The 25,064-nt window shown below is 72.8% G+C and carries 21 protein-coding genes and 1 pseudogene; 8 read left to right on the plus strand and 14 right to left on the minus strand.

Annotated elements, in window-relative coordinates:
* Positions 1–247: 247 nt before the first annotated feature.
* The 5 genes from ACZ7LY_RS31165 (at position 248) to ACZ7LY_RS31185 (ending at position 6,173) form a co-directional block, all read left to right on the plus strand.
* On the plus strand, positions 248–2,098 hold the full coding sequence (locus ACZ7LY_RS31165) for an ABC transporter substrate-binding protein (RefSeq protein WP_471628100.1): 1,851 nt from the start codon (positions 248–250) through the stop codon (positions 2,096–2,098).
* Between the two features lie 88 nt (positions 2,099–2,186).
* Complete coding sequence (locus ACZ7LY_RS31170) at positions 2,187–3,272, plus strand: ABC transporter permease (protein WP_471628101.1); 1,086 nt, start codon at positions 2,187–2,189, stop codon at positions 3,270–3,272.
* Positions 3,269–4,192 carry an ABC transporter permease gene (locus tag ACZ7LY_RS31175; protein ID WP_471628102.1) on the plus strand — a complete coding sequence of 308 codons (924 nt, stop codon included), beginning with the start codon at positions 3,269–3,271 and terminating at the stop codon, positions 4,190–4,192. Before ACZ7LY_RS31170 ends, ACZ7LY_RS31175 begins: the two co-directional genes overlap by 4 nt.
* Complete coding sequence (locus tag ACZ7LY_RS31180; protein ID WP_471628103.1) at positions 4,189–5,190, plus strand: ABC transporter ATP-binding protein; 1,002 nt, start codon at positions 4,189–4,191, stop codon at positions 5,188–5,190. The genes ACZ7LY_RS31175 and ACZ7LY_RS31180 overlap by 4 nt, the downstream gene beginning before the upstream one ends.
* Complete coding sequence (locus tag ACZ7LY_RS31185; protein WP_471628104.1) at positions 5,187–6,173, plus strand: oligopeptide/dipeptide ABC transporter ATP-binding protein; 987 nt, start codon at positions 5,187–5,189, stop codon at positions 6,171–6,173. Before ACZ7LY_RS31180 ends, ACZ7LY_RS31185 begins: the two co-directional genes overlap by 4 nt.
* 419 nt (positions 6,174–6,592) lie before the next feature.
* On the opposite strand, the gene ACZ7LY_RS31190 is transcribed toward ACZ7LY_RS31185, so the two are convergent.
* The 10 genes from ACZ7LY_RS31190 to rimP all read right to left on the minus strand — a co-directional run bounded on the left by ACZ7LY_RS31190 (position 6,593) and on the right by rimP (position 19,040).
* Positions 6,593–7,078, minus strand: coding sequence for a carboxymuconolactone decarboxylase family protein (locus ACZ7LY_RS31190; protein WP_471628105.1), 486 nt, complete (start codon positions 7,076–7,078; stop codon positions 6,593–6,595).
* A 103-nt stretch (positions 7,079–7,181) separates the two neighbouring features.
* Positions 7,182–8,144, minus strand: coding sequence for a bifunctional riboflavin kinase/FAD synthetase (locus ACZ7LY_RS31195; protein ID WP_471628106.1), 963 nt, complete (start codon positions 8,142–8,144; stop codon positions 7,182–7,184).
* A gap of 112 nt (positions 8,145–8,256) precedes the next feature.
* A complete protein-coding gene (locus tag ACZ7LY_RS31200; protein ID WP_471628107.1) occupies positions 8,257–11,661 on the minus strand; it encodes a serine protease in 3,405 nt (1,134 codons plus the stop codon).
* 365 nt (positions 11,662–12,026) lie between these two features.
* Entirely contained in the window at positions 12,027–12,932 is a 906-nt protein-coding gene (gene truB / locus ACZ7LY_RS31205; protein ID WP_471628108.1) for a tRNA pseudouridine(55) synthase TruB, read from the minus strand.
* Positions 12,929–13,396: a 30S ribosome-binding factor RbfA gene (gene rbfA / locus ACZ7LY_RS31210; protein WP_471628109.1), complete on the minus strand. Its 468-nt coding sequence runs from the start codon at positions 13,394–13,396 to the stop codon at positions 12,929–12,931. The genes truB and rbfA overlap by 4 nt, the downstream gene beginning before the upstream one ends.
* 40 nt (positions 13,397–13,436) lie before the next feature.
* Positions 13,437–13,730 carry a DUF503 domain-containing protein gene (locus ACZ7LY_RS31215; protein WP_471628110.1) on the minus strand — a complete coding sequence of 98 codons (294 nt, stop codon included), beginning with the start codon at positions 13,728–13,730 and terminating at the stop codon, positions 13,437–13,439.
* A 157-nt stretch (positions 13,731–13,887) separates the two neighbouring features.
* Positions 13,888–16,947 carry a translation initiation factor IF-2 gene (gene infB / locus ACZ7LY_RS31220; protein WP_471628111.1) on the minus strand — a complete coding sequence of 1,020 codons (3,060 nt, stop codon included), beginning with the start codon at positions 16,945–16,947 and terminating at the stop codon, positions 13,888–13,890.
* A 149-nt stretch (positions 16,948–17,096) separates the two neighbouring features.
* On the minus strand, positions 17,097–17,375 hold the full coding sequence (locus tag ACZ7LY_RS31225) for a YlxR family protein (RefSeq protein ID WP_471628112.1): 279 nt from the start codon (positions 17,373–17,375) through the stop codon (positions 17,097–17,099).
* A 134-nt stretch (positions 17,376–17,509) separates the two neighbouring features.
* Positions 17,510–18,508 (minus strand): transcription termination factor NusA, encoded by a 999-nt coding sequence (gene nusA / locus ACZ7LY_RS31230; protein WP_471628113.1) that lies wholly within the window; start codon positions 18,506–18,508, stop codon positions 17,510–17,512.
* Between the two features lie 34 nt (positions 18,509–18,542).
* The gene (gene rimP / locus ACZ7LY_RS31235) at positions 18,543–19,040 is read right to left on the minus strand and encodes a ribosome maturation factor RimP (RefSeq protein ID WP_471628114.1); all 498 of its coding nucleotides are present in this window, start codon (positions 19,038–19,040) and stop codon (positions 18,543–18,545) included.
* A gap of 186 nt (positions 19,041–19,226) precedes the next feature.
* On the opposite strand from rimP, the gene ACZ7LY_RS31240 reads away from it, so the two are divergent.
* The 3 genes from ACZ7LY_RS31240 to ACZ7LY_RS31250 are packed head-to-tail and all read left to right on the plus strand — an operon-like array spanning position 19,227 to position 21,165.
* Entirely contained in the window at positions 19,227–19,727 is a 501-nt protein-coding gene (locus ACZ7LY_RS31240) for a hypothetical protein (RefSeq protein ID WP_471628115.1), read from the plus strand.
* A 4-nt stretch (positions 19,728–19,731) separates the two neighbouring features.
* Positions 19,732–20,217, plus strand: coding sequence for a ferritin-like domain-containing protein (locus tag ACZ7LY_RS31245; protein WP_471628116.1), 486 nt, complete (start codon positions 19,732–19,734; stop codon positions 20,215–20,217).
* Between the two features lie 27 nt (positions 20,218–20,244).
* A complete protein-coding gene (locus ACZ7LY_RS31250) occupies positions 20,245–21,165 on the plus strand; it encodes an aminoglycoside phosphotransferase family protein (protein WP_471628117.1) in 921 nt (306 codons plus the stop codon).
* 71 nt (positions 21,166–21,236) lie between these two features.
* Here ACZ7LY_RS31250 and ACZ7LY_RS31255 read toward each other — a convergent pair whose 3' ends face one another.
* From ACZ7LY_RS31255 to ACZ7LY_RS31270, 4 genes and pseudogenes are all read right to left on the minus strand, one after another.
* A complete protein-coding gene (locus ACZ7LY_RS31255) occupies positions 21,237–22,937 on the minus strand; it encodes a proline--tRNA ligase (RefSeq protein WP_471628118.1) in 1,701 nt (566 codons plus the stop codon).
* A 71-nt stretch (positions 22,938–23,008) separates the two neighbouring features.
* Positions 23,009–23,569 (minus strand): GNAT family N-acetyltransferase, encoded by a 561-nt coding sequence (locus ACZ7LY_RS31260; protein ID WP_471628119.1) that lies wholly within the window; start codon positions 23,567–23,569, stop codon positions 23,009–23,011.
* A gap of 48 nt (positions 23,570–23,617) precedes the next feature.
* Positions 23,618–24,466 carry a GNAT family N-acetyltransferase gene (locus tag ACZ7LY_RS31265; protein ID WP_471628120.1) on the minus strand — a complete coding sequence of 283 codons (849 nt, stop codon included), beginning with the start codon at positions 24,464–24,466 and terminating at the stop codon, positions 23,618–23,620.
* 442 nt (positions 24,467–24,908) lie between these two features.
* Positions 24,909–25,064, minus strand: a pseudogene (locus ACZ7LY_RS31270) (flavodoxin-dependent (E)-4-hydroxy-3-methylbut-2-enyl-diphosphate synthase); the annotation flags it as partial.

Here is a 25,064-nt window from a genome sequence, read left to right on the forward strand (position 1 = left end):
AGCCGAAAAGGCCCGCACCGTCCCCCGGTGCGGGCCTTTCGCACGTATGACTCCATTCGGGTGCCAGGCCCTGGCCTGCAAAGCGTCAAAGGTCTCCACCAATGCCCGTGAAATAGGGGCCAACTCGTTATTTCCGCAGGCCACATGGGGTTCACCATCCGTTGACGTGATTCAACGGCCGCTGATAAACACACACTTCATTCAGCCATGCCCATGCTGTGCGAGCGATGCGCGAGGTCACCGACCGATGAACAGACATGCTCAGCAACACCCGCACCACAGAACTCTCCTGGCCGCCGGTCTCGCCGCGTTCACGCTGACGGCCGCGCTTGCCACGCCGCTCAATCCGGCCCCGCAAGAGGCACAGGCCAAAGACGGCGGGAAGAAGACCCTCACCGTGGCGCTCGCGCAGAGCGTCGACTCGCTGAGCCCGTTCCTGGCGCAGCGCCTGGTCAGCACCAGCATCCACCGTCTGATGTACGAGTACCTGACCAATTACGACCCGAAGGACAACCACGTCGTCCCGGGCTTCGCCACGGCCTGGAAGCCGTCGCCGGACAAGCTGACGTGGACGTACACCATCCGGTCGAACTCGACCTGGTCGGACGGGCAGAAGGCGACGGCGAAGGACGCCGCGTTCACCTTCAACAAGATGATGTCGGACCCCGACGCGGCCACCGCGAACGGCTCCTTCGTCGGGAACTTCAGGAAGGTCACCGCGCCCAGCGACACGCGGCTCGTCATCGAGCTGAAGAAGCCGCAGGCCACGATGACCGCCCTCGACGTGCCCATCGTGCCGGAGCACGTGTGGAAGGACGTCAAGGACTACGCGAAGTTCAACAACGACCAGAAGTTCCCCATCGTGGGCAACGGGCCGTTCACCCTCACCGCGTACAAGACCGACCAGTACGTGAAGCTGGAGCGGAACAAGAAGTTCTGGCGGAAGGCCGGGAACCCGCAGTTCGACGAGATCGTCTTCAAGACGTACAAGGACCAGGACGCCGCCGTCGCCGCCCTGCGCAAGGGCGAGGTGTCCTTCGTCGCCGGGTCGCCGGCGCTGACGCCCGCTCAGGCCGCGTCTCTCAAGGGCGAGAAGAACGTCAAGGTCAACGAGGGCCCCGGCCGGCGCTTCTACTCGATCGCCGTGAACCCGGGCGCGCGGACCAAGGCCGGCAAGACGTTCGGTGACGGCAACCCGGCGCTGCACGACCAGAAGGTGCGCCAAGCGCTGTTCCGCGCGGTCGACACCAAGGCCATCGTCGACAAGGTCTTCCAGGGCCACGCGGTCCAGGGCGAGGGGTACATCCCGCCGCGCTTCAAGGACTACTTCTGGTCACCCTCGGACAGCCAGAAGCTCTCGTACGACCCGGGGGCCGCGGGCAAGATGCTCGACGAGGCCGGCTACAAGCTCAAGGACGGCAAGCGCGTCGGCAAGGACGGCAAGCCGCTCGACCTGCGCATCCTGTGCCACGCCACGGACCCCAACGACAAGGCGGTCGGCAAGTACCTGAAGGAGTGGTGGGGCAAGATCGGCGTCGGTCTGAAGGTCAACTGCGTGGACGACGTGTCGGTGCCCTGGTACGCGGGCGAGTACGACCTCGCCTTCGACGGCTGGTCGGTCAACCCCGACCCGGACTTCGTGCTCGGCATCCACACCTGCGCGGCGCTGCCCTCGAAGGCGAAGGAGAGCGCCTCGACGGACAACTTCATCTGCGACAAGAAGTACGACGACCTGTACGCCAAGCAGCTCGCCGAGTACGACCCGGCCAAGCGGGCGGACATCGTCAAGCAGATGGAGTCCTGGCTGTACGACTCCGGGTACATGAACGTCATGGCGTACCCGAACGCGGTGGAGGCGTACCGCACCGACCAGATCAAGTCGATCAAGACCATGCCGACGGCCGCGGGCAACATCTACGGCCAGGACGGCTACTGGAGCTGGTGGTCGGCCGAGCCCGCCACGTCCGGCAGCTCCGACTCGGGTTCGTCCGGCTCCACGGGGGTCGTCGTCGGCATCGTGATCGCGGCGCTCCTCGTGATCGGCGGCGGGGCCTTCGTCGCCATGCGCCGCCGGAACACGGCGGACGACCGCGAGTAGGCCCGGGCAGCCGCCCCGCTCCGACCCCGGGCCCGAAGGCCCGCACGAGTAACGAGAGTTCACATGAACAGCAGAGACCGCGTGGACCATGGCATCTGACAGCACTCCGGCGCGCGTGCAGTCCGCGGACGCGCTCACCGAGGGACCGGCCGCCGCCGGGCCCCCGGTGGGCGCCCGCGGGCCCCGGGCCCGCAACGCCAAGGCGTACCTCCGGTACGCGGCGGCGAAGATCGCGGGGGCGGTCGTCTCCCTCTTCGCCGTCCTCGTCACGAGCTTCTTCCTCTTCCGGCTGATCCCGAGCGACCCGGTCAAGCAGATGACCGGCGGCAAGCCCGTCTCGGCGGAGCAACTGGCGAACCTGCGCCACCAGTTCGGCCTCGACGAGCCGATGTGGAAGCAGTTCACCTCCTACATCGGGGACGCCCTCACCGGCGACTTCGGCACCTCCTTCCAGTTCCACACGCCCGTCATCGACAAGATCAGCGACGCGCTCCCTGCGACGCTGCTGCTCACCGGCACGGCGTACGTCCTGTACTCGGCGCTCGGGCTGTGGCTCGGCACCCGTACGGCCTGGCGCAACGGCTCGCGCAGCGACCGGTTCAACACGGCGTTCGCGCTGACGCTGTACTCCGTCCCGGCGTTCTGGCTGGGGCTGCTGCTGATCATCGTGTTCGCGGTCGGCATCGGCCCGATCCCCGGCATGTTCCCCACGGGCGGCCTGGAGTCGGGCGGCGAGACCGGCTTCGCGTACGTCATCGATGTCGCGCACCACCTCGTGCTGCCGGTGATCACGCTGGTCGCGGTGGGGTACGCGCAGACCCTGCTCGTCATGCGCTCCTCGCTGCTCGACGAGATGGGCAGCGACTATCTGACGACCGCGCGCGCCAAGGGCCTGCGCGACGACGTGGTGCGCCGCAAGCACGCGGTGCCGAACGCGATGCTGCCGACGTTCACGCTGATGTTCGTGAACCTCGGGAACGTGGTCGCCGGGCAGATCCTCGTGGAGACGGTGTTCTCCTGGCCGGGGCTCGGCGGCCTGTTCTACCAGGCGCTTTCGGTGCCCGACCTGCCGCTGGTGCAGGGCCTGTTCTTCGTGTTCGCCACCGCCGTGATCCTCGCCAACACGCTGGCCGACATCCTCTATCCGCTGCTCGACCCGAGGGTGGGCCGATGACGACCGAGACCGCGCCCGCCCCGCAGACGGGCGACCCGAAGGCGCTGGCGCGCGCCCGTATGCGCCGCTCCGTGGCCCGTTTCTGGCGCTCCTACCGTGCTCACCGCAGCGGCCTGTGGGGGCTCGGGCTGCTGATCCTGATCGCGCTCGTCGCCGTCCTCGCGCCGGTGCTCGCGGGCGCCGACTCGCAGTCGGTGACCGACGCGCCGGGCGGCCCGCTGGAAGGACCGAGCGGCGAATTCCCCCTCGGCACCGACCAGTTCGGGCGCAGCGTGCTGGACCTGCTCATCTACGGGGCCCGCGTCTCGCTCACCGTGGGGCTGCTCGCCGCGTTCCTGTGCGTGGCGATCGGCACGCTCATCGGGATCGTCGCGGGGCACTTCCGCGGCTGGTACGCGACGGTCCTGATGCGGATCACCGACTGGTTCCTGGTGATGCCGACGCTGGTCCTCGCCATCGCGCTGGCGACCGTGATGGACCGGTCCATGTGGACGGTCGTCATCGCCATCGGCGTGACGACCTGGCCGACGACGGCCCGTCTCGTGCGGGCGCAGACCCTCGCCGTGGAGTCCCGCCCGTACATCGAGCGGGCCCGCGCGCTGGGCGGCGGCCACGGGCACATCATGACGCGGCACGTGCTGCCGAACGTGATGCCGCTGGTCCTCGCCCAGACCACCATGATCATCTCGTCGGCGATCCTCACCGAGGCGACCCTCGCGTTCCTCGGCCTGTCCGATCCGACGGTCACCTCGTGGGGCGGCATGCTCCAGGACGCGCGCGAGGCGGGCGCGGTCAGCGCCGGCGACTGGTGGTACCTGGCGCCGCCCGGCATCGCCATCGCGGTCGTCGCGCTCGCGTTCACGCTGTGCGGACGCGCCATCGAAGCCGTCCTCAACCCGAAGCTGGGGGTGCGGTCATGACACTGCTTCAGGTACGGGACCTGCACGTGACGTACGCGGGCGGAGCGGCGGCGGTACGGGGTGTGGACCTGACGGTCGGGGCCGGGCAGAAGCTCGGCATCGCCGGGGAGTCCGGCTGCGGCAAGTCGACGCTCGCGCTGGCGCTGCTGCGGCTGCTGCCGGCCGGCGCGAAGGTCTCCGGCGAGATCCTGCTCAACGGCGAGGACGTCCTCGCCATGAAGTGGGGGCGGGTCCGCGCGGTGCGCTGGGCGGGCGCCTCCATCGTGTTCCAGGGCGCGATGCACTCGCTCAACGCCGTGCACCGCGTCGGCGACCAGATCGCCGAGCCGATCCTGCTGCACAAGAAAGCGACACAGGCCGGCGCGAAGAAGAAGGTGGCCGAACTCCTCGACCACGTAGGGCTTCCGGCGGCGCGGGCGGCCGCGTACCCGCATGAGCTGTCCGGCGGGCAGCGGCAGCGCGTGATGATCGCCATGGCGCTCGCCTGCGACCCGGAGCTGATCATCGCGGACGAGCCGACGACGGCCCTCGACGTCATGGTCCAGGCGCAGATCCTGCGGCTCATCGAACGGCTGGTGGCCGAGCAGTCCCTCGGCCTCGTCATGATCAGCCACGACCTCGCGGTCCTCTCCGACACGTGCGACCGGCTCGCGGTGATGTACGCGGGCCGCGTCGTGGAGGAGGGCCCCGCCGCCCAGGTGTACGCCGGTGCCGCGCACCCGTACGGCAAGGCGCTGTCGGCGGCGTTCCCGACGATCGGGGACCCGGCGTCGCGGTTCGCGCCGCGCGGGCTGCCGGGCGATCCGCCGGACCCCTCGGCGCTGCCGTCGGGCTGCACGTTCCATCCGCGCTGCCCGGTGGCGCTGGACGTGTGCGCCACGCTCGACCAGGAGTTGAGGGACGCGGGGCCCGCGCGGCGGGCCGCGTGTGTGCATGTCGGCGGGGCCGCGACGGACGGGCCCGCCGGGGAAGTCGACGCGAGGAGCACGACGGCATGACGACACAAGCGCTGCTGAGCGCGGAGCGGCTGCGGGTGACGTTCCCGGGCCGGCGCGGGGCGCCCGAGGCGCGGGCCGTGGACGGCATCGACCTCGACATCGCGCCCGGGGAGATCGTCGCCCTCGTCGGCGAGTCCGGCTGCGGCAAGACGAGTCTCGCGCGCACGCTGCTCGGTCTGGAGCGGCCCACGTCCGGCGCGGTCACCTTCGACGGGAAGCCGCTCGCGTACGGGTCGCGGGCGCTCAAGGCGTACCGCAAGCGGGTGCAGCTCGTCCTCCAGGACCCGAGCGGGTCGCTCAACCCCCGGCACACGGTGTACGACGCGGTCGCGGAGGGCCTGCGGATCCACGGGTACGCGGGGGACGAACGCGAGGCCGTCGCCGGGGCGCTGTCCCGGGCCGGGCTGCGGCCGCCCGAGCGGTTCTTCCTGCGCTACCCGCACGAGCTGTCCGGCGGGCAGCGCCAGCGGGTCGTGATCGCCGGGGCGCTCGTCCTTGAGCCCGAACTCATCGTCGCCGACGAGCCGGTGGCGTCCCTCGACGCGTCCGTACGGGGTGAGATCCTCGCCCTGCTGCTGCGGCTGCGGGACGAGTTGGGGCTGTCGGCGCTCGTCGTCACGCATGACCTGGGGCTCGCCTGGAACATCGCGGACCGGGTCGCCGTGATGTACCTCGGGCGGATCGTGGAGACGGGGTCGGTGGAGGAAGTCCTCACGGCGCCCCGGCATCCGTACACACAGGCGCTGCTGTCCGTGCTCCCGGAGGCGGGCGGTGAGCCGGTCGTCCTCAGCGGGGAGGCGCCCGATCCGTCCCGGATCCCCGGGGGGTGCCGGTTCCATGCGCGGTGTCAGGTGCTGGCGGGGGGTGAGGCGGAGCGGGTCGGGGTCGCCGGGTTGTGCCGTGAGCAGGACCTGCCGGTCCTCTCGGGCGGGGGCGAGCCCCAGGTAGCCTGCCACTGGGCTACCGCCCGGGGCGGGTCTTGATCAGGGGCTGCCCCTTGGCGCCGCCCTTCACCTGCGGGCCGGTGGGGCTTCTCGCGCAGTTCCCCGCGCCCCTAGGGAGTTCTCCAGCGAGGGTTGCTTGCAGCTGAGGTTGCGCAGTTCCCCGCGCCCCTGAGGGAGCGGGGCTCCGCCCCAGCTCCCCAGGGGAGGAGGCGGCGACGCAGTCGCCCCTCCCGGGGGGGAGGGTGCGACGTAGTCGCCCCTCCAGGGGCGCGGGGAACTGCGCGAGAAGCCCCACGCACCCGCAGAAAACAACGCACGGTCGTGCCCCGAAGGGGCGCGGGGAACTGCGCGACCAGCCACGACGAACCGGCAGGTGAAGAACGCCCCCGGGGGCAGGGCCCCTTCAGGGGCGCGGGGAACTGCGCAAGACGGTCACTGCGGGGGCGCCCAAGCCCAGGTCAGTCCTGGTGGAACGCCGCCGCCTGCCCGGCAACGTAGTCCCCACCGGGCTGCCGCGTGATGACATTCAGCCGATTGAACGCGTTGATCCCGGCGATCAAGCAGACGAGCCCCGCCAACTGCTGCTCGTCGAAGTGCTTCGCCGCGTTCCCCCACACCTCGTCGGAGACCCCCGCCCCGTCGGCGAGCCGAGTCCCCTCCTCCGCCAGTTCGAGCGCCGCCCGCTCCGCCTCGGTGAAGACCGTCGCCTCCCGCCACGCGGCGACGAGCAGCATCCGCTGCGTCGTCTCCCCCGCCGCGGCCGCCTCCTTCGTGTGCATGTCGAGGCACCCCGTGCAGCCGTTGATCTGGCTGGCCCGGATCTTCACCAGTTCCTGCACGGCCTGCGGCAGCCCCGTGTCGGCGAGCGGCAGGTGCGCCCCGACCAGCCGCTTGACGAACCCGAGGGCGGCGGGGCTGGCGAACATGTTCAGACGCGGTTCCATGGGAACTCCCTGATTCATCGTCGTAGATGCGCTGACACCTACCTGACGGACCAGGGCCCGGAAGTGTGACATCACCCCGGCCGCGACCGGTGTGACCCGCGTCTCAGCCGCGCGGCTGCCCCTGATACGCGTCGATGAGGTCACGCGACCGCTTCACGTCGTCGCCGATGGCCGCGACCAGCGCGTCGAGCGAGTCGAAGGTCGCCATGCCGCGCACGAACGCGAGGAAGTCCACGGCGACGTGCAGCCCGTACAGATCGAGCCCGACGCGGTCGATGGCGTACGCCTCGACGGTCCGCTCGGTGCCCTCGAACTGCGGGTTCGTCCCGACGGAGATCGCCGCGGGCATCGCCTCGCCGGCCACGTGCAGCCACCCCGCGTACACCCCGTCGGCGGGGATCGCGGTGTGCGGCAGGGTCTCCACGTTGGCCGTGGGGAAGCCGAGTTCGCGGCCGCGCTGCGCACCCCGTACGACGACGCCTTCGACGCGGTGCGGACGGCCGAGGATCTCGGCGGCGCCCTCGACATCGCCCTCGGCGACCAGGCGCCGGGTCAGCGTGGAGGAGAACGGCGCGCCGCCGCCCGCCGTGCCGGAGACCTTGAGGTCGATGATCTCGACCTCGAAGTCGTAGGTGCCGCCCTGCTCGGCGAGGAACGCGACGTCGCCCGCGGCCTTGTGGCCGAAACGGAAGTTGGGCCCTTCGACGACGAGCCGGGCGTGCAGCTTGTCGACGAGCACCTTGGCGACGAAGTCGGCGGGCGACAGCCGCGAGAATTCGCTGGTGAACGGCAGGATCAGCACGGCGTCCACGCCGAGGTCCGCCATGAGTTCGGCGCGCCGGTGGTGCGGCGCGAGCAGCGGCGGGTGCGAGCCGGGCCGTACGACCTCGCTCGGGTGCGGGTCGAACGTGACGACGACCGCGGGAACGCCCAGCTCCCGCGCCCGCTCGACGGTCCGCCCGATGATGAGCTGGTGCCCACGGTGCACCCCGTCGTAGGAACCGATGGTGACGACGCTGCGCCCCCAGTCCTCGGGGATGTCCTCCAAGCCACGCCAGCGCTGCACGGTGATTGCTCCTCGCCGAACCTGTGTACGACCGTTACGTCTGTCTGCCCAATACGCAGGTCTAAGAGTGCCATGCCGCCCGCCCGCGCCTCGCATCGGGCGGCGAACGGTGTCAGGCGGGCACCCGGGGCGCGGCCAGGTCCGCGAGGGCCTGCCGCGCGGCGGGCCCGACGAGCGCCGGACCCTGCTCGGGCGCGGCCCCGAGCAGCCGCGTCACCAGCTCCGCGAACCCGGGCACGGTGCCCGCCAGCTCCACAAGCCGCCGGTCGAGGCGGGCCGCGCCCTCGGGGGTACGGGCGAGCAGCGCGCCGGTGCGCCGCACGAGGTCCTGGGTGCGGGCCTCACCGCGCCGGGCGGCGCCGCGCGCGACGGCTGCGAGGAGCGCGTCGAGGACGTCGTCGTCGCTCTCGCGGGCGAGCAGCACGTCGAGCAGTTCCGTCCGCAGGGCCCGCGAGCCGGGGCTGCCGGGCGCGGCGAGGACCGGCGCGAGCGCCCCGCGCAGCACGGCGGACCCGTCCCGCAGCAGCTCGCTGACCAGCGGAAACAGTACGGCTCGCTCCGCCGGCCCGCGTTCGAGCCGCCGCTCGGCGTACGCCGCGACCTCCGGCGCCGCGTCCGGCCGGGCCAGGGCGAGGTCCCGTACGAGGACGGCGGCACGGCGCGCGAGGGCGGGGGCGTCCGGGGCGGCGAGCGCGGCGAGGATCTCCCCGGTGTCCGGGCCGCCGGTCAGCAGCCGGGTCCGGAAGGCGGCGAGGACGGGCTCGGGGTGGCTGTCCAGGGCCGGGGCGAAGGCGGCGGCGGGCAGTGCGGCGTCCCCGGCGGCGAACCGGGCGAGCGCCTGTTCCAGATGCGCGGGCCGCGCCTGCGGGTCCCGTACGAGCAGGGCCAGGGCGCCGCCGTGCAGGGCCTGGTCGGCGGGGTCGGCGAGGAGGGCGAGTGCGGCGCGCCGCAGCCGGTCCCGGTCGGCGTCGGTGGCGGCCCGCGCGGCGACGCGCCGCGCGTGGGTGAGGGCGGCGACGCGGCGCTCGGGCCGCTCGTCGTGCGCCCAGCGCTCCACGGCCCGGCACAGGGCGGTGGGCTCCTCGTCGGCGAGGGCGGCGAGGAGTTCGTCGGCGCGCGGGTGGGCGCGGTCGGCGAGGGCGTCGGTGAGGTCGTCGGGGGCCCGGTGCCGGTGGGTGTGCAGGAGGGCCTGGGCCGCGGTGGCGACGCTGGCGTGCGGCAGCGCGGGCAGTTCCCGCTCGTCGTCGAACCAGTGCGTGAGCCGGCGCTGGACGCGCTGCGGGTCGGCGGCGAGCAGCGCGGCGACCGCGTCGAGGTAACGCCCGCCGGACCGCTCCTCGGGCCCGTCGGCGGGCGGGTGGTCGTGCACGACGAGCCGGCGCAGCAGCGCGAACCGCAGGTCGTCGTCGACGGGCAGCGCGGTCCAGAACGCGGGCCCGAGGACGGCGTGGTCGGCGTACTCCTCCAGGACGTCGGTGTAGGCGCCCGGGTCGGGCACGCGCAGCAGGGTCTGCGCGGCCAGGTGCGCGGCCCACCAGCGGGCCTCCTCCCCTGCGCCGGTCCCCCGCACACCGCCGTCGGCGGCGGCGCGTCGGTGGGCGACGAGCCACGCGCCGAGTTCGCGCAGCCGGGCGGCGAGCGCGTCGGGCCCGGCGCCGCGCTCGACGAGGAGCAGGGCCCGTACGACAGGGCCCGCGCGGTGGCGCGGCACGGGGACGGCGCTCTCGCCCCTGCGGCGCAGGACGAGGGCGTCGAGGGCCGCGTCGAGGTCGAGGTGCAGGCCCTGGAGCCAGTCGGCGAACTCCTCGTGGGCGAAGCGGTAGCCGCCGCCCGCGGGGACGAGCAGGCCCTCGGTGAGCACGGCCCGGGCCCAGCCGGTGACGCCGTGCAGGGCGCCCCAGGGGAACAGTTCCTCGAAGGCGCCGCGCGACAGTTCGCCCTGGCCGGGGCCGAGGCTGCGGCGGGCCGCCTCGTGGACCTGTCCGGCGACGCGGGCGGCGAGGCGGGCGACGCCCCGGCCGCGCACGCTTCCGTCGGCGGCGGCGAGGCGGACCGCGACGCGCAGGCACATGAGGTCGAGGTGGGCGCCGAAGACCTCGTCCCGCCCGGGGCGGCCCTCGACGTCGCCGGGGAGCGCGGCCCGCACCTCGCGCAGCAGCCGCAGCGCCAGCGGGTGCCGCTCGTCGGCCTCGGCGAGGGCGCCGGGCGGCAGGCCGAGCCGCCCGCGCGCCCGCTCCGCCTGCTCGGCGGTCAGCTCCCCGATCCGCACGCACGCGGGCAGGCCGGTGCCGCGCCCGTGCAGGGTCGCGCGGTGGAACAGTTCGCCGGCCTGCTCCCAGTACTCGGTGCGGCACGCGACGACGAGCCGGGTGCCGGTCGCCGCGAGCCAGCGCTCGGTGCCCCGGGTCCACGCGGCGAGGCGGTGGGCGAGGACGGGCGGCATCTCCTCGGGCCCGTCGAGCAGCAGCACGAGGGGGCGCCCGGCGGCGCGGGCGGCGGCCGCGACCCGCTCGGGCGTCAGCTCCCCGAGCCCGGCGGGGTCCGTGTCGCGGGCGGCGGCGACGATACGGGCGGCGCGCTCCAGGGCGCGGGCCACGGCGTCGGCCACCCCGGTGTCGGCGCCGTCGAGGTCGGCGCCGCGCAGCCAGAGCGTGGGCGCGGCGCTTTCGGGGGCGGTGGCGCGGCGGGCGGCGAACGCGGCGAGTTCGGTGGTGCGCCCGGTGCCCGGGTCGCCGACGAGGGCGAGCACGCGGGCGGTGCCCTCGGTGAAGTGGGCCAGCTCCCGGGTCACCTCGGGCCGTTCGACCGGGTCCACGGCGGGGGCTGCGGGCCCGTCCCCGGCGACGGAGACGGCGGCGAGCTGGAGGACGGCCGCGAGGTTGAGGTCGGGCCCGTAGGCGGGCACGGTCGCGGAATTCCGCTCCAGGAGCCGGGCGAGCGGCCCTCCGGGTTCGCGGGCGGCCACCGCGTGCAGCGGTACGGCGAGTCCGGCGGCGGCGTGGGCGCTGTGCAGGGCGGTGCCGAGGACGGCGACGACGGCGCCGGTCGCGGCGTCCAGGACGGGCCCGCCCGCCGCGCCGCCGCCCGCGCACAGGGCGTCGGCGCCCGCCGTGCCCACGGCCAGTTCGAGCGCGCCGCCGAGGGCATGGCGGCGGCCCCCTTCGGTGTACGTGACGGCGGTGTGCCCGAGCACCCGGGCCTCACGCCAGCCGGCGGCGGCGATCCGGACGTACGCGCCGCAGGTCAGCGGGGTGTCGGCCGCTACGGGCAGCGGCGGTACGTCGAAGCCGTGGAGCCCTTCGGTGGCGATGAGGGCGAGCGCGAGGTGCGGCAGCGGCAGCACGGCCCGGCGGTCCACGGTGACGGCGGTGCCGTCGGGGGCGTGCAGGACGAGGTGCGGGAGGCCGTCGACCGCCTCGTGGCCGGTGAGGACGGTGCCGCGGTCGTCGGCGACGAACCCCGTGCCGCGCGGCCGCCCGGCCGGATCGGCGATCCGGACCAGCGGCGGATCGTGCATGCCGTGATCCTCCCACCGCGTCCGCGTCACACCCCCTCGGGACGACGGTAGCCGCCGGGTGATCAGCGGGACAGCGCTCTCCCCGAACGCGCCCCCCTGCGCTCCCCCGGTTCACTCCGAGCGCCCGCTCGATGGGGTGAATCACGGGCCCCCGGTGGACAGACCTGGGGTGGGGGGGCGGAGGAGAAGGAGGAGCGGCGGCGGCCCCACCCCGCCACCGCTCCCCCGCACCCGGACTCCCAGGCCCGCCGGCCGGCCTCCCCGTACACCGCCGCGAAGAACGAGAAGGGCCCGGGAGGGCTCCCCGGGGTCTCGGAAGACCCCGGGGAGCCCTTCCGGGCCCCGCTGCGCGACAGAACGCGCCGTCAGGCGAAGACCGCCAGGCTCTTGGCCTTGCCCTTCGACTCCTCGACCAGCGCGAGAAAGACGCCCTCCGGGTCGAACACGGCGACCGGACCGGCCCCCGCGTACTCCCCCGGCATCTCCAGGCGCACCCCGTTGAGCAGCAGCTTGCCGCGCCGGGCGTCGACGTCCCAGCGCGGGAACGCGGCGCTCGCGGCCTCGGCGACCGGCATCACGGTCAGCGACTCCTGGAGCTGGTCCAGGGTGCGCGCGCTGTCCAGCTTGTACGGGCCGACGCGCGTGCGGCGCAGCGCGGTCAGATGTCCGCCGACGCCGAGGTCGGCGCCGAGGTCGCGGGCGAGCGCGCGGATGTAGGTGCCGGAGGAGCAGACCACGGAGACGACGAGGTCGAGCACGGGCGTGCCGTCCTCGGCGACCGCGTCCCGGACGTCGTACACGGCGAACGAGGAGACCGTGACGGGCCGGGCGGGGATCTCGAACTCCTCGCCCTCGCGCGCCCGCTTGTAGGAGCGCACGCCGTTGATCTTGATGGCGCTGACCTTGGACGGCACCTGCATGATGTCGCCGCTCAGCTTGGCGATCCCCGCGTCGATCGCGTCCCGGCGCACACCGGAGGCGTCCGTGCTGGAGGTGATGTCGCCCTCGGCGTCGTCGGTCAGGGTGTTCTGCCCGAGGCGGATCGTGCCCAGGTACTCCTTCTCGGTCAGCGCGAGATGGCCGAGGAGCTTGGTGGCGCGCTCGACGCCGAGCACGAGGACGCCGGTCGCCATCGGGTCGAGCGTGCCGGCGTGGCCGACGCGGCGCGTCTTGGCGATGCCGCGCATCTTGGCCACGACGTCGTGCGAGGTGAAGCCCGACGGCTTGTCGACGATGACAAGTCCGTCGGGCGTCTTGGTGCGGTCGGTCATGCCCGTGCGTCGCCGTCCTCGTCCGGGGCGTCCCCGTCGTCGTCCTCGGGCTTGCGGTACGGGTCGGCGCCGGCGGCGAACGTGGCGCCCGCGGACGCCTCGCGCACCTTGGCGTCGGACTGGCGCGCCTTGTCGAGGAGGTCCTCGATGGTGCGGGCGTTGTCCGGGAGGGCGTCGGCGACGAAGGTGAGGGTCGGGGTGAACTTCACGCCGGCCGCGGCGCCGACCGCGGAGCGCAGGATGCCCTTGGCGCTCTCCAGGCCGGCGGCGGCCTCGGCCCGCTCCTCGTCGTCCCCGTACACCGTGTAGAAGACGGTCGCCTCCCTGAGGTCACCCGTGACGCGGGTGTCCGTGATGGTGACGTGGGAGCCGAGCCGCGGGTCCTTGATCCCGCGCTGCAGCTTCTGGGCCACCACCTCTCGGATGAGGTCCGCAAGCCTCTTGGCGCGCGCGTTGTCGGCCACTGGTCCGTCTCCTTCTGAGTACTTCTTCTTGCTTGTGAGTTCAGTCTTCGTCGCTGTGGAGCCTGCGTCGAACCGAGAGCAGTTCCACCTCGGGCCGCGCCGCGACCAGGCGCTCGCAGCGGTCCAGCACATCGCTGAGATGGCCCGTGTCCCCCGAGACCAGCGCGAGCCCGATGCCGGCCCTGCGATGCAGGTCCTGGTGGTCGGTCTCCGCCGCGCTCACCCCGTACTTGCGCTGGAGCTCGGCCACGATGGGCCGCACGAGGGAGCGTTTCTCCTTCAGCGAGTGGACGTCGCCGAGGAGCAGGTCGAAGGAGAGGGTCCCCACGTACATGTGTGTCCGGATGTCCCGCCGGTTCGGGTTCGTACGGCTGCGGCCGGGCCGGCCCGTGCCGATACCGGAACCGTACACGCAACGGCCGGGGCCGATCGACGGGAATTCCCCGAAGGGAAGCTCCCCGCCGACCGGCCCCGGACGGTCGCCGTGCGGATCAGGCGCGCGGCTTCTCGCGCATCTCGTACGTCGCGATGACGTCGTCGACCTTGATGTCGTTGAAGTTGCCGAGGTTGATACCGCCCTCGAACCCTTCGCGGATCTCGGTGACGTCGTCCTTGAAGCGACGCAGCCCGGAGATGTTGAGGTTCTCCGCGATGACCTTGCCATCGCGCAGCAGGCGCGCCTTGGTGTTGCGCTTGACCTCGCCGGACCGGACGAGCACACCGGCGATGTTGCCCAGCTTGGACGACTTGAAGACCTCGCGGATCTCCGCCGTGCCGAGCTCGACCTCCTCGTACTCCGGCTTGAGCATGCCCTTGAGGGCCGCCTCGATCTCCTCGATGGCCTGGTAGATCACCGAGTAGTACCGGACGTCGACGCCCTCGCGCTCCGCCATCTGCTGCGCACGGCCGGCTGCCCGGACGTTGAAGCCGATGACGATGGCGTCGGAGCCGGTCGCCAGGTTGATGTCGGACTCGGTGACCGCACCCACACCGCGGTGCAGGACACGGATGTCGACCTCTTCGCCGACGTCGAGCTGGAGCAGCGAGGACTCGAGGGCCTCCACCGAACCGGACGCGTCGCCCTTGATGATGAGGTTGAGCTCCTGCACCAGACCGGCCTTGAGGGCCTCGTCCAGGTTCTCCAGGGAGAACCGGACGCCGCGCCGCGCGAAGTTGGCGTTGCGCTCACGGGCGGCACGCTTCTCGGCGATCTGACGGGCCGTACGGTCCTCGTCGACCACCAGGAAGTTGTCGCCGGCACCCGGGACGTTGGTGAGACCGAGCACGAGGACGGGGGTCGAGGGACCCGCTTCCTCGACGTTGTTGCCGTTGTCGTCGAGCATCGCGCGGACTCGGCCGTACGCGTCGCCGACCACCATCGTGTCGCCGATGCGCAGCGTGCCGCGCTGGACGAGGACGGTGGAGACGGCACCGCGGCCGCGGTCGAGGTGGGACTCGATCGCGATGCCCTGCGCGTCCTGCTCCGGGTTGGCCCGCAGGTCGAGCGAGGCGTCCGCGGTCAGGACCACGGCCTCCAGCAGGGAGTCGATGTTCAGACCCTGCTTGGCGGAGATGTCGACGAACATGGTGTCGCCGCCGTACTCCTCGGCCACCAGACCGTACTCGGTGAGCTGACCGCGCACCTTGGTCGGGTCGGCGCCCTCGACGTCGATCTTGTTGACCGCGACGACGATCGGGACCTCGGCGGCCTTGGCGTGGTTGAGCGCCTCGACCGTCTGCGGCATGACGCCGTCGTTGGCCGCGACCACGAGGATCGCGATGTCGGTCGACTTCGCACCACGGGCACGCATGGCGGTGAAGGCCTCGTGACCGGGGGTGTCGATGAAGGTGATCTTGCGCTCCTCCTCGTTCACCTCCGTCGTGACCTGGTACGCGCCGATGTGCTGCGTGATGCCGCCGGCCTCGCCCGCGATGACGTTCGTCTTGCGGATGGTGTCGAGCAGGCGGGTCTTACCGTGGTCGACGTGACCCATGACGGTCACGACCGGCGGACGGGAGACGAGCATGTCCTCGCCGCCCTCGTCCTCGCCGAACTCGATGTCGAAGGACTCGAGCAGCTCGCGGTCCTCCTCCTCGGGGCTGACGATCTCGAGGACGAAGTTCATCTCGTCCGCGAGGAGCTTCAGCGTCTCGTCGGAGACGGACTGCGTGGCAGTGACCATCTCGCCGAGGTTCATCATCACGCCGACGAGCGACGCCGGGTTCGCGTTGATCTTCTCCGCGAAGTCGGTGAGGGACGCACCGCGCGACAGGCGCACGGTGGCGCCGTTGCCGCGAGGCAGCATGACGCCGCCGACCGACGGGGCCTGCATGGCCTCGTACTCCTGGCGCCTCTGACGCTTCGACTTGCGGCCACGACGGGCGGGCCCGCCGGGACGGCCGAACGCACCCTGCGTGCCACCACGGCCACCCGGACCACCGGGACGACCGCCGAAGCCGGGACGGCCACCGCCGCCACCGGGACGGCCGGCGAAGCCGCCGCCACCGCCACCGGGACCACCGGGACGGCCGGCGAAACCGCCACCGCCGCCGCCACCGGGACGACCGGCGAAGCCGCCGCCACCGGGACGACCGCCGCCGCCACCCGGGCGACCGCCGCCGCCGGGACCACGGCCGCCGCCACCCGGACCCGGGCGCGGGCCCGCGGCGGGACGCTGCGGCATCATGCCGGGGTTCGGACGGTTGCCGCCGCCGGGACGGGGGCCGGCCGCGCCGGCGCCGCCCTGCGGACGGGGCATGCCGCCGGGCGTCGGACGGGGACCGCCCTGACCCTGCGGACGGGGACCACCCTGGCCGGCGCCCTGCGGACGCGGACCGCCCGGGGCACCCTGGCCGCCGGGACGCGGGGCGCCGCCCGGACGGGGCGCCTGCGGGCGCGCCATGCCGGTGGAACCGCCGGAGGTGAAGGGGTTGTTGCCCGGACGCGGACCCGAGGGACGGGCACCGCCCGGACGCTGGCCCTGACCGCCGCCCTGGCCGCCGGGGCGCGGGGCACCCTGACGGTCACCGCGCTGCTGGCCCTGGCCGCCGCCCTGAGCGGGCGCCGGACGCGTGCCGCCGGGCTTGGGGGCACCGGGGCGGGCGCCGGCCGGCTTCGGGGCCGCGGGGGCCTCCGAGGCGGCCGGAGCGGTGAACTCGGGCGTGGTCGGAGCCGGGGACGCGGGCTTGGGGGCCGACGCCGGCTTGGGACCAGGGGTGGGACGCGGACCCGGCGCCGCCGGGGACGCGGGCTTCTCCGCGGCGGGCTTCGGCGCAGCCGGACCCGGGCGCGGGGCGGCGGGCTTGGAGGCCTGCGCGGGAGAGGGGGTGGGACGCGGCGCCGCGGGCTTCGCGGGCGCGGCCTTCTTCGACGCCGGCTTGCCGCCGCCGTTGCCCTGCTGGAGGGCGTCAGTCAACTTGCGTACTACAGGCGCCTCGATGGTCGAGGACGCCGACCGTACGAATTCACCGAGTTCTTGGAGCTTGGCCATGACGACCTTGCTCTCTACTCCGAACTCCTTGGCGAGTTCGTATACCCGGACCTTAGCCACTTCGCTCCTTTTAGGTCCGGGTTCAGTCGCCGGACCGTCGCTACTTCATGGGCGTACTCATCGCGTACTCATCGAGTGCTCATCGCAATCTCGACCTACTTCCACATCGCGAGGTACCAGGACCGCACGGGGGTTCCGTACGGCACGTTTTACGGTGTTGCCCGATCGACACGGTGGCGCAGGGCCGTCGTGTCGAACGGTCCAGGGGCTCTGAAGGCCCGCTGGAAAGCCCGGCGGCGAACCGCCAGGTCGAGACAGACCGCGGTGGGGTGCACGTACGCACCCCGGCCGGGCAGCGTACCGCGATCATCGGGGACGCATTCACCCTCGATCACCACGATCCGCAACAGATCGCTCTTGGCCGCTCGCTCCCGGCAACCCACACAGGTTCGCTCAGGGCAGGCGCGGGCTTGCGTCCGGCCAGACACGCTTAAGTCTACCTCCCCGTACCGACCTCACCCCTTTGGGGCAAAAATCGAACGGCCGTTTCGTTACATACTGTCGTGCTGCGAGCGCGTCGCGCCAGGATTTATTCCCGGCGCGACGCCCTCCGGGGGCCGGCTCAGGCGTCCCGGGCGGTGTCGTCCTGCTCGGTGTCGGGCCGGATGTCGATGCGCCAGCCGGTCAGCCGCGCGGCGAGGCGGGCGTTCTGGCCCTCCTTGCCGATGGCCAGCGAGAGCTGGTAGTCCGGCACGGTCACGCGGGCCGAGCGGGCGCCGAAGTCGACGACCTCGACCTTGGAGACCCGGGCCGGGGAGAGCGCGTTGGCGACCATCTCGGCCGGGTCGTCGGACCAGTCGACGATGTCGATCTTCTCGCCGTTCAGCTCGCCCATGACGTTGCGCACGCGGCCGCCCATCGGGCCGATGCAGGCGCCCTTGGCGTTCAGACCGCTGCGGGTGGAGCGGACCGCGATCTTCGTGCGGTGGCCCGCCTCGCGCGCGATGGCGGCGATCTCGACGGACCCGTCGGCGATCTCCGGCACCTCCAGCGCGAACAGCTTCTTCACGAGGTTCGGGTGGGTGCGCGAGAGCGTCACGGACGGGCCGCGCACGCCCTTGGCGACACGCACCACATAGCTGCGCAGCCGCAGGCCGTGCGGGTACTCCTCGCCGGGGACCTGCTCCTGCACCGGCAGGATGGCCTCCAGCTTGCCGATGTCCACCAGTACGTTCTTCGGGTCGCGCCCCTGCTGGACCTGGCCCATGACGATGTCGCCCTCGCGGCCCGCGTACTCGCCGAGCGTCGCGTCGTCCTCGGCGTCGCGCAGCCGCTGCAGGATGACCTGCTTGGCGGTCGTGGCGGCGATCCGGCCGAAGTCGGAGGGCGTGTCGTCGAACTCGCGCGGCTCCTGGCCCTCGTCGAGGTCGGCCGCGTCCTCCTTCGCCCAGACCGTCACGTGCCCGCTGTCGCGGTCGAGCTTCACGCGCGCGTGGCGGCGGCTTCCCTCGGTGCGGTGGTAGGCGATGAGGAGGGCCGACTCGATCGCCTCTACCAGCAGATCGAAGGAGATCTCCTTCTCCCGGACCAGACCCCGCAGGGCACTCATGTCGATGTCCACGGCTACGCCTCCTCTTCTCTTGTGAGCTTCTTTTTTAAGCGTCGTCGTTCTTGCGGTTGAACTCGACCTGGACGCGCGCCTTGGCGATCGCGTCGAAGCCGATCCTGCGGGCGGTGGGCTTGCGGCCCTTGACGCCCGGTACTTCCAGGTCGAGACCCTCGTCGTCGACCGTGAGGATGCGTGCGACCAGCTCGCCGTCGCCGGCTTCGGGGGTGAGCTGGAACTTCACGAGGCGGCCCGTGGCCCGGACGTAGTGCCGGTGCTCGGTCAGGGGGCGCTCCGCGCCGGGGGTGCCGACCTCCAGCTCGTACTCGCCCTCGCCCATCGCGTCGCTCTCGTCGAGCTTCGCCGAGAGCGCGCGGCTCACATCGGCGATCGCGTCGAGGTCGGCGCCGTCGTCGGAGTCGACGACCACACGCAGCACCCGCTTGCGTCCTACCGAGGCCACCTCGACCTCTTCGAGATCGAGCCCGTGCGAGCTGACGAGCGGTTCCAGCAGCTCCCGCAGCCTCTCGTTCTGGGTGGTGCTCATCCGGGTGACTCCTCGGCCGCGTGTGCTGTTGTGATGGCTTGCTTTCCCTGCGCGTCAGGTCAAAGGGTATCCGGTCCGAGGGGGTGTTGCCGTCCACCTGTCGGTGGGCGGCGGTACGGTGATCACCCGCTCACCAGTACCACCTTCGTGAACCTCATCGAATCCTTCCCTCCGAGGACGCCCTCCGTGCCGCTCACCTCCCAGGCCCGCCCCGGGCCCCGTCGTAGATCCCTGCTGGGGTCCCTGCTGGCCTCGGCGACCGGCGCCGCGCTGCTGACCGGCTGCTCGGACGGCGGGGGCGCGAGCGGCGGCCAGGGCGCGCCCTCCGCCCGGCTCGACCGGCGGCTGCGGGCGCGGGCCGCGCGCGAGAGCGCGGACCTGCTCGGGCGCTACGACGAGGCCGTCGCCGCCGTGCCCGCGCTCGCGGCGCGCCTCGTGCCGCTGCGCGACGAGGTGGAGCGGCACGTACGGGCCTTCGGCGGCGCCCGGCGCCCCTCGGCCGCGCCCTCGCCGTCGACGCCGCCGGTCGCGGGCGAGGACGTGCTGAGGGCGCTGGCGGCGGCCGAGCGGGAGCTGTCCGACCGGCGGCTGGCCGCGCTCGTGGACGCCCCGCCGGAACTGGCCAGGCTGCTCGCCTCCGTGGCGGCGGCGGGCGCGGGCCACGCGTACCTGCTGACGAAGGACTGAGCGGATGACGGAGAACGATCTGCTGGCGGCCGTACAGGCCGCCCTGCGGGCCGAACACGCGGCGGTGTACGGGTACGGGGTCGTCGGCGGCCGGATCGGCGAGGGGCGCCGTGCGCAGGCCCGCGAGGCGTACGACGCGCATCGCGCGCGACGGGACGCGCTGCGGCGCGCGGTCCGTGACCTCGGCGGGACGCCGGAGGAGTCGGCGGGGGCGTACGCGCTGCCGTTCCCGGTGCCCGACGCGGCGGCCGCCGCCCGGCTCGCCGCGGAGCTTGAGGAGCGGGTCGCGGGCGTGTACTCGGACCTCGTGCGGGCGGCGGCCGGCGAGCGGCGCCGGGGCGCGGCCGACGCGCTGCGGGAGGCCGCGGTGCGTGCGGTGCGCTGGCGCGACGGGAGCGTAGCCTTCCCTGGGCTCACCGAACGGGCCGCGGTGCCGACCGCCTCATCGTCCGGTTCGCCCTCGGCTTCCTCGGGGAAGCCGAGCACGTAGGCACACGTGGGAAGGGAATCCTCGCGCATGGCTTTCGAACCGCCGCGGCGACTGGTGAACGCGCTCGGCGAGGTGCGCGACGAGGGTGCCTCGGCGTGGCTCGACGAGGCCGGCGCCCTGCTCGACCGGGCGGCCCAGCGGCGCGGGGTGAGCGTCGAGCGCGTGCACGTGCCCGGCGGCCGCAGCAGCCTGGTCGCGCACGTCCGTACGGCGGACGGGTCGCCGGCGGTCCTGAAGCTGGCGCCGGAGCGGTTCCGGCCGGAGGCTGAGCGGGCGGCGCTCGCGCACTGGGGCGGGCTCGGCGCGGTGCGGCTCCTGGACGGGGAGCTGGTCGCGGGGCCCGGCGGGCAGGACGGCGCGCTGCTGCTGGAGCGGCTGCATCCCGAGGTGTCGGTGCGTACGTTGCCGGAGGCGAAGGCGCTGCTTGAGGCGGCGGGCACGCTGCGGCGGCTGTGGGTGGACCCGCCGGCGTGGCGCGAGTGCGAGACCGTCGTGGAGCGTACGGGGAGGCAGGCGGCGGCGATGCGGGCGAGCGTGGCGGCTTTCGCCGAGGTCGGGCCGCTGGTGGACGCGGCGCTCGGGGCGCGCGAGGAGTTGGTCGCGGGGCCGCCGGAACTGCGGTTGCTGCACGGGACGTTCCGGCAGTCGAAGGTGCTTCAGGGTGAGCGGACGCCGTGGCTGGCCGTGGGGCCGGATCCCGTGGTGGGTGAGTGCGCGTTCGATCTGGCGCGGCTGGTCCGTGACCGGGTCGAGGATCTGATCGGGTCGCCCTCCGGGCCGGCGATCACTCGGCGGCGGGTGAAGCGGCTTGCGGAGTCGTTGGAGGTGGATGCGGGGCGGCTTCGGGGCTGGACGTTGTTCCGCGCCGTCGAGTCCGGTGTCCGCGCCCTTCGCGTGGGGCGGCCCCGCGACGCGGAAAACCTCCTGGAATTCGCCAACTGGCTCTGAGGCGGGACTGGCCTGAGCGCCAACTCCCAGCCCCTCCGGCGATTGAGGAGCGGGGCGCGGGGTATCGGCGTTTACTTCGTCAGGCGGGTCAGGGCTTCTGACAGGGGGAGTTCTTCTCGGGTGCCGGTGCGGCGGTCCTTGAGTTCGAGGACACCCTCGGCCGCCCGCCGCCCCGCGACAAGAATCTGCGGCACACCGATCAACTCGGAGTCCGTGAACTTGACCCCGGGCGACACCCCCGGCCGGTCATCGACCAGAACCCGTACACCCGCCTCGGCCAGCTTCTCGGAAACCTCGAGCGCCAGCTCGGTCTGCAACGCCTTGCCCGCCGCGACCACATGCACATCCGCCGGCGCGATCTCCTCCGGCCAGACGAGCCCCTTGTCGTCGGCGTGCTGCTCGGCCAGCGCGGCGACCGCGCGGGACACGCCGATCCCGTACGAGCCCATGGTGACGCGCACGGGCTTGCCGTTCTGCCCGAGGACGTCGAGCTGGAAGGCGTCGGCGTACTTGCGGCCGAGCTGGAAGATGTGCCCGATCTCGATGGCGCGGTCCAGCTTGAGGCCGGTGCCGCACCGGGGGCACGGGTCGCCTTCCTGGACGACGACGACGTCCACGTACGCGTCGACCTCGAAGTCGCGCCCGGCGACGACGTTCCTGGCGTGCAGGCCGTCCTTGTTGGCGCCGGTGATCCACGCGGTACCGGGGGCGACGCGCGGGTCGGCGATGTACTGGACCTTCTCCAGACCCTGCGGGCCGACGTATCCGCGGACGAGGTCGGGGCGGCCCTCGAAGTCCTCGGCGGTGACCAGTTCGACGGCGGCCGGGGCGAAGTGCGCCTCGACCTTGTCCATGTCGACCTCACGGTCACCGGGCACGCCGACGGCGACGATCTCGCCGTCCACCTTGACCAGCAGGTTCTTCAGGGTGGCGGAGGGCTCGACCCCGAGGTGCGCGGCGAGCGTCTCGATGGTCGGGGTGTCCGGCGTGGGGATCTCCTCCAGCGCGGGCACGCCGTCCGCGTCGACGGCCTTGAGCGCGAAGGTGATGGCCTCGGTGTTGGCCGCGTAGTCGCAGTTCGGGCAGTCGGCGAAGGTGTCCTCGCCGGCGGCGGCCGGGGCGAGGAACTCCTCGGACTTGGAGCCGCCCATGGCACCGGCGGTCGCGGCGCAGATGCGGTAGTCGAGGCCGAGGCGCTCGAAGATGCGCTGGTAGGCGGCGCGGTGCAGGGCGTAGGACTCGGCGAGGCCCTCGTCGGCGAGGTCGAAGGAGTACGAGTCCTTCATCTGGAACTCGCGGCCGCGCAGAATGCCGGCGCGGGGGCGGGCCTCGTCGCGGTACTTCGTCTGGATCTGGTACAGGATCACGGGCAGGTCCTTGTAGGACGTGCACTGGTCCTTGACGAGCTGGGTGAAGATCTCCTCGTGGGTCGGGCCGAGGAGATAGTCACCGCCCTTGCGGTCGTTGAGGCGGAACAGCTCGGCGCCGTACTCCTCCCAGCGGCCGGTCGCCTCGTACGGCTCCTTGGGCAGCAGGGCGGGGAGCAGGACCTCCTGGGCGCCGATGGCGTCCATCTCCTCGCGCACGACGCGCTCGACGTTGGCCAGGACCTTCTTCCCGAGCGGCAGCCAGGACCAGACTCCGGCGGCGGTGCGGCGCACGAAACCGGCGCGGACCAGGAGCTTGTGGCTGAGCACCTCGGCGTCCGCCGGGTCGTCGCGCAGCGTCTTCACCATCAAGCGGGACATGCGCTGGACCTGGACCTTGGCCATGATTTCTGACTCCTGCTACGAAAGGGTGATGCCAGGAGGTTAGCCGGGTGCGCGGCGCGGCCGGTAATCGGTCAGGTCCTGCGGCGCAGCGGCAGGGGCGCGCCCATCACGGCGTACGGGCGCGGCGCGCTCGGGAAGTGGACCTGCCGGGCCAGGTCGGCGTAGCCGAGGGAGTGGTACAGGCCCCGGGCCGGGCTGTCGACGTCGATCGCGGAGAGGATCGAGCGGGGCTGTACGGCGGTGTCGGTGATCCGGGTGATCAGGGCGCGGCCGACGCCCCGGTTCTGGTGGCTCGGGTGGACGTGGAGTTCGGTGATGACGAACGAGTCGTCGAGCCAGTCCTCGGTACCGCGCGAGCGCAGGTACGGCTCGACGACGGTGGACCACCAGTGGGTGCGGTCGTTGGGCATGCCGTAGACGAAGCCGACGAGCCGGCCGGAGGCGGTGGTGGCGCCGAGCGCGCCGGCGCCGGGGTACGTGATGTGCCGCAGCACGATCTGGCGGCGCACCGCGATCTCGTCCTCGCCGAGGCCGAAGGCCTGGGCCTGCACGGCGAGCGCCTCGTCGACGCGGGCGGTCAGGTCGAGCGGGCCGATGGTGACGGCGTCGTCCGTACGGTTACGGTGCGGCATGCCCGGAGGGTACCCCGGGCGCCCCTGCCCAGGCCCGAACGGCGGGTGCTAGAAGAGGACGCTCATGAAGGCGCCGACCTCGTCGAAGCCGACGCGGCGGTAGGCGGCGCGGGCCGGGGTGTTGAAGTCGTTGACGTAGAGGCTGACGAGGGGGGCGACGTCGGCGAGGGCGTAGCGCAGGACGGCGGCCATGCCGGGGGCGGCGAGGCCCCTGCCGCGGTACTCGGGGGCGACCCAGACGCCCTGGATCTGGCAGACCTGATCGGTCGCGGCGCCGATCTCGGCCTTGAAGACGACCTTGCCGTGTGCGTCGAGGCGGGCGAAGGAGCGGCCCGAGCCGACGAGTTCCGCGACGCGGGCCTGGTAGAGCAGGCCGCCGTCGCCGGCCAGCGGGGAGACGCCGACCTCCTCGGTGAACATCGCCACGCACGCCGGCATGATCGTGTCCATCTCGTCCTTGCGGACGCGGCGCACGTACGGGTCCGGGGTGATGTCGTCCGGCATGCGGTCGGCGACCATCAGGGGCTGGCGCTCGCGGACCTCGCGGGCCGGGCCCCAGGACGGCTCCAGCAGGCGCCACAGCAGGGCGGTGGGCTCCGCCGGGCCCACGATCGAGGAGCAGCGGCGGCCTGTCCTGCGGGCGCGGTCCGCGAAGCCTCTGATCGCGCGGTCCGTGGCGCAGATGGGGACGAGGTTGGCTCCCGCGTAGCACAGGGAGCTGAGCATGCCGTGCTCGTACCAGCCCCACATCTCGCCGCCCAGGCGCCAGGGGTCGAGGCCGGCGATGCGGACTCGGGCGGTCACGAAGGCGTTCGCCACGGGCTCGCGGTCCAGTACGGCGAGGGCGGCGTCCAGGTCGCTGGGTTCGAGGACCCGGGTGGTGGTCTGAGTCAACACGTACGGGGGCCTTCGTCGGGCGGGGGCTGGTCCCCGCACTGTACCTGGCGGTCGGCCCCGGGAGCCTTTCGAGTGCCCTGCGCCCTTGAGTGGGGGTGGGTGGCTCCGGCCGGCGGATTTCCTCGACTCGCGTCGTGGCTGAGCGCCCAGTTCCCCGCGCCCCTGAGGTGGCAGCCCCTTCGGGCGGGTTCTTCGGCCTCGACTCGCGTCGTGGCTGGCCGCGCAGTTCCCCGCGCCCCTGGAGGGGCGACTGCGTCGCACCCTCCCCCTGGGGAAGCTGCACGGAGTGCATGCTTCAGGGGCGCGGGGAACTGCGCGACCCGAGGGGCAGCCGGCCTCCGCCGGATAACTGCCCAGGGGCGCGGGGAACTGCGCGATCAGCCCCCACCGGGCCGCAGGTGACCACGTACGTTCAGGTCCCCGAAGGGACTCCGGAACAGGGTCAGCCGGCGATGGCCACCGTGGGCTCGCCGGAGGCCACCCCCTCCTTCTCCATCTGCTCCGCGATCTTCATCGCCTCCTCGATCAGCGTCTCCACGATCTTCGACTCGGGCACCGTCTTGATGACCTCGCCCTTGACGAAGATCTGCCCCTTGCC

It is taken from the genome of Streptomyces sp. NPDC107550 (genome assembly GCF_055639095.1).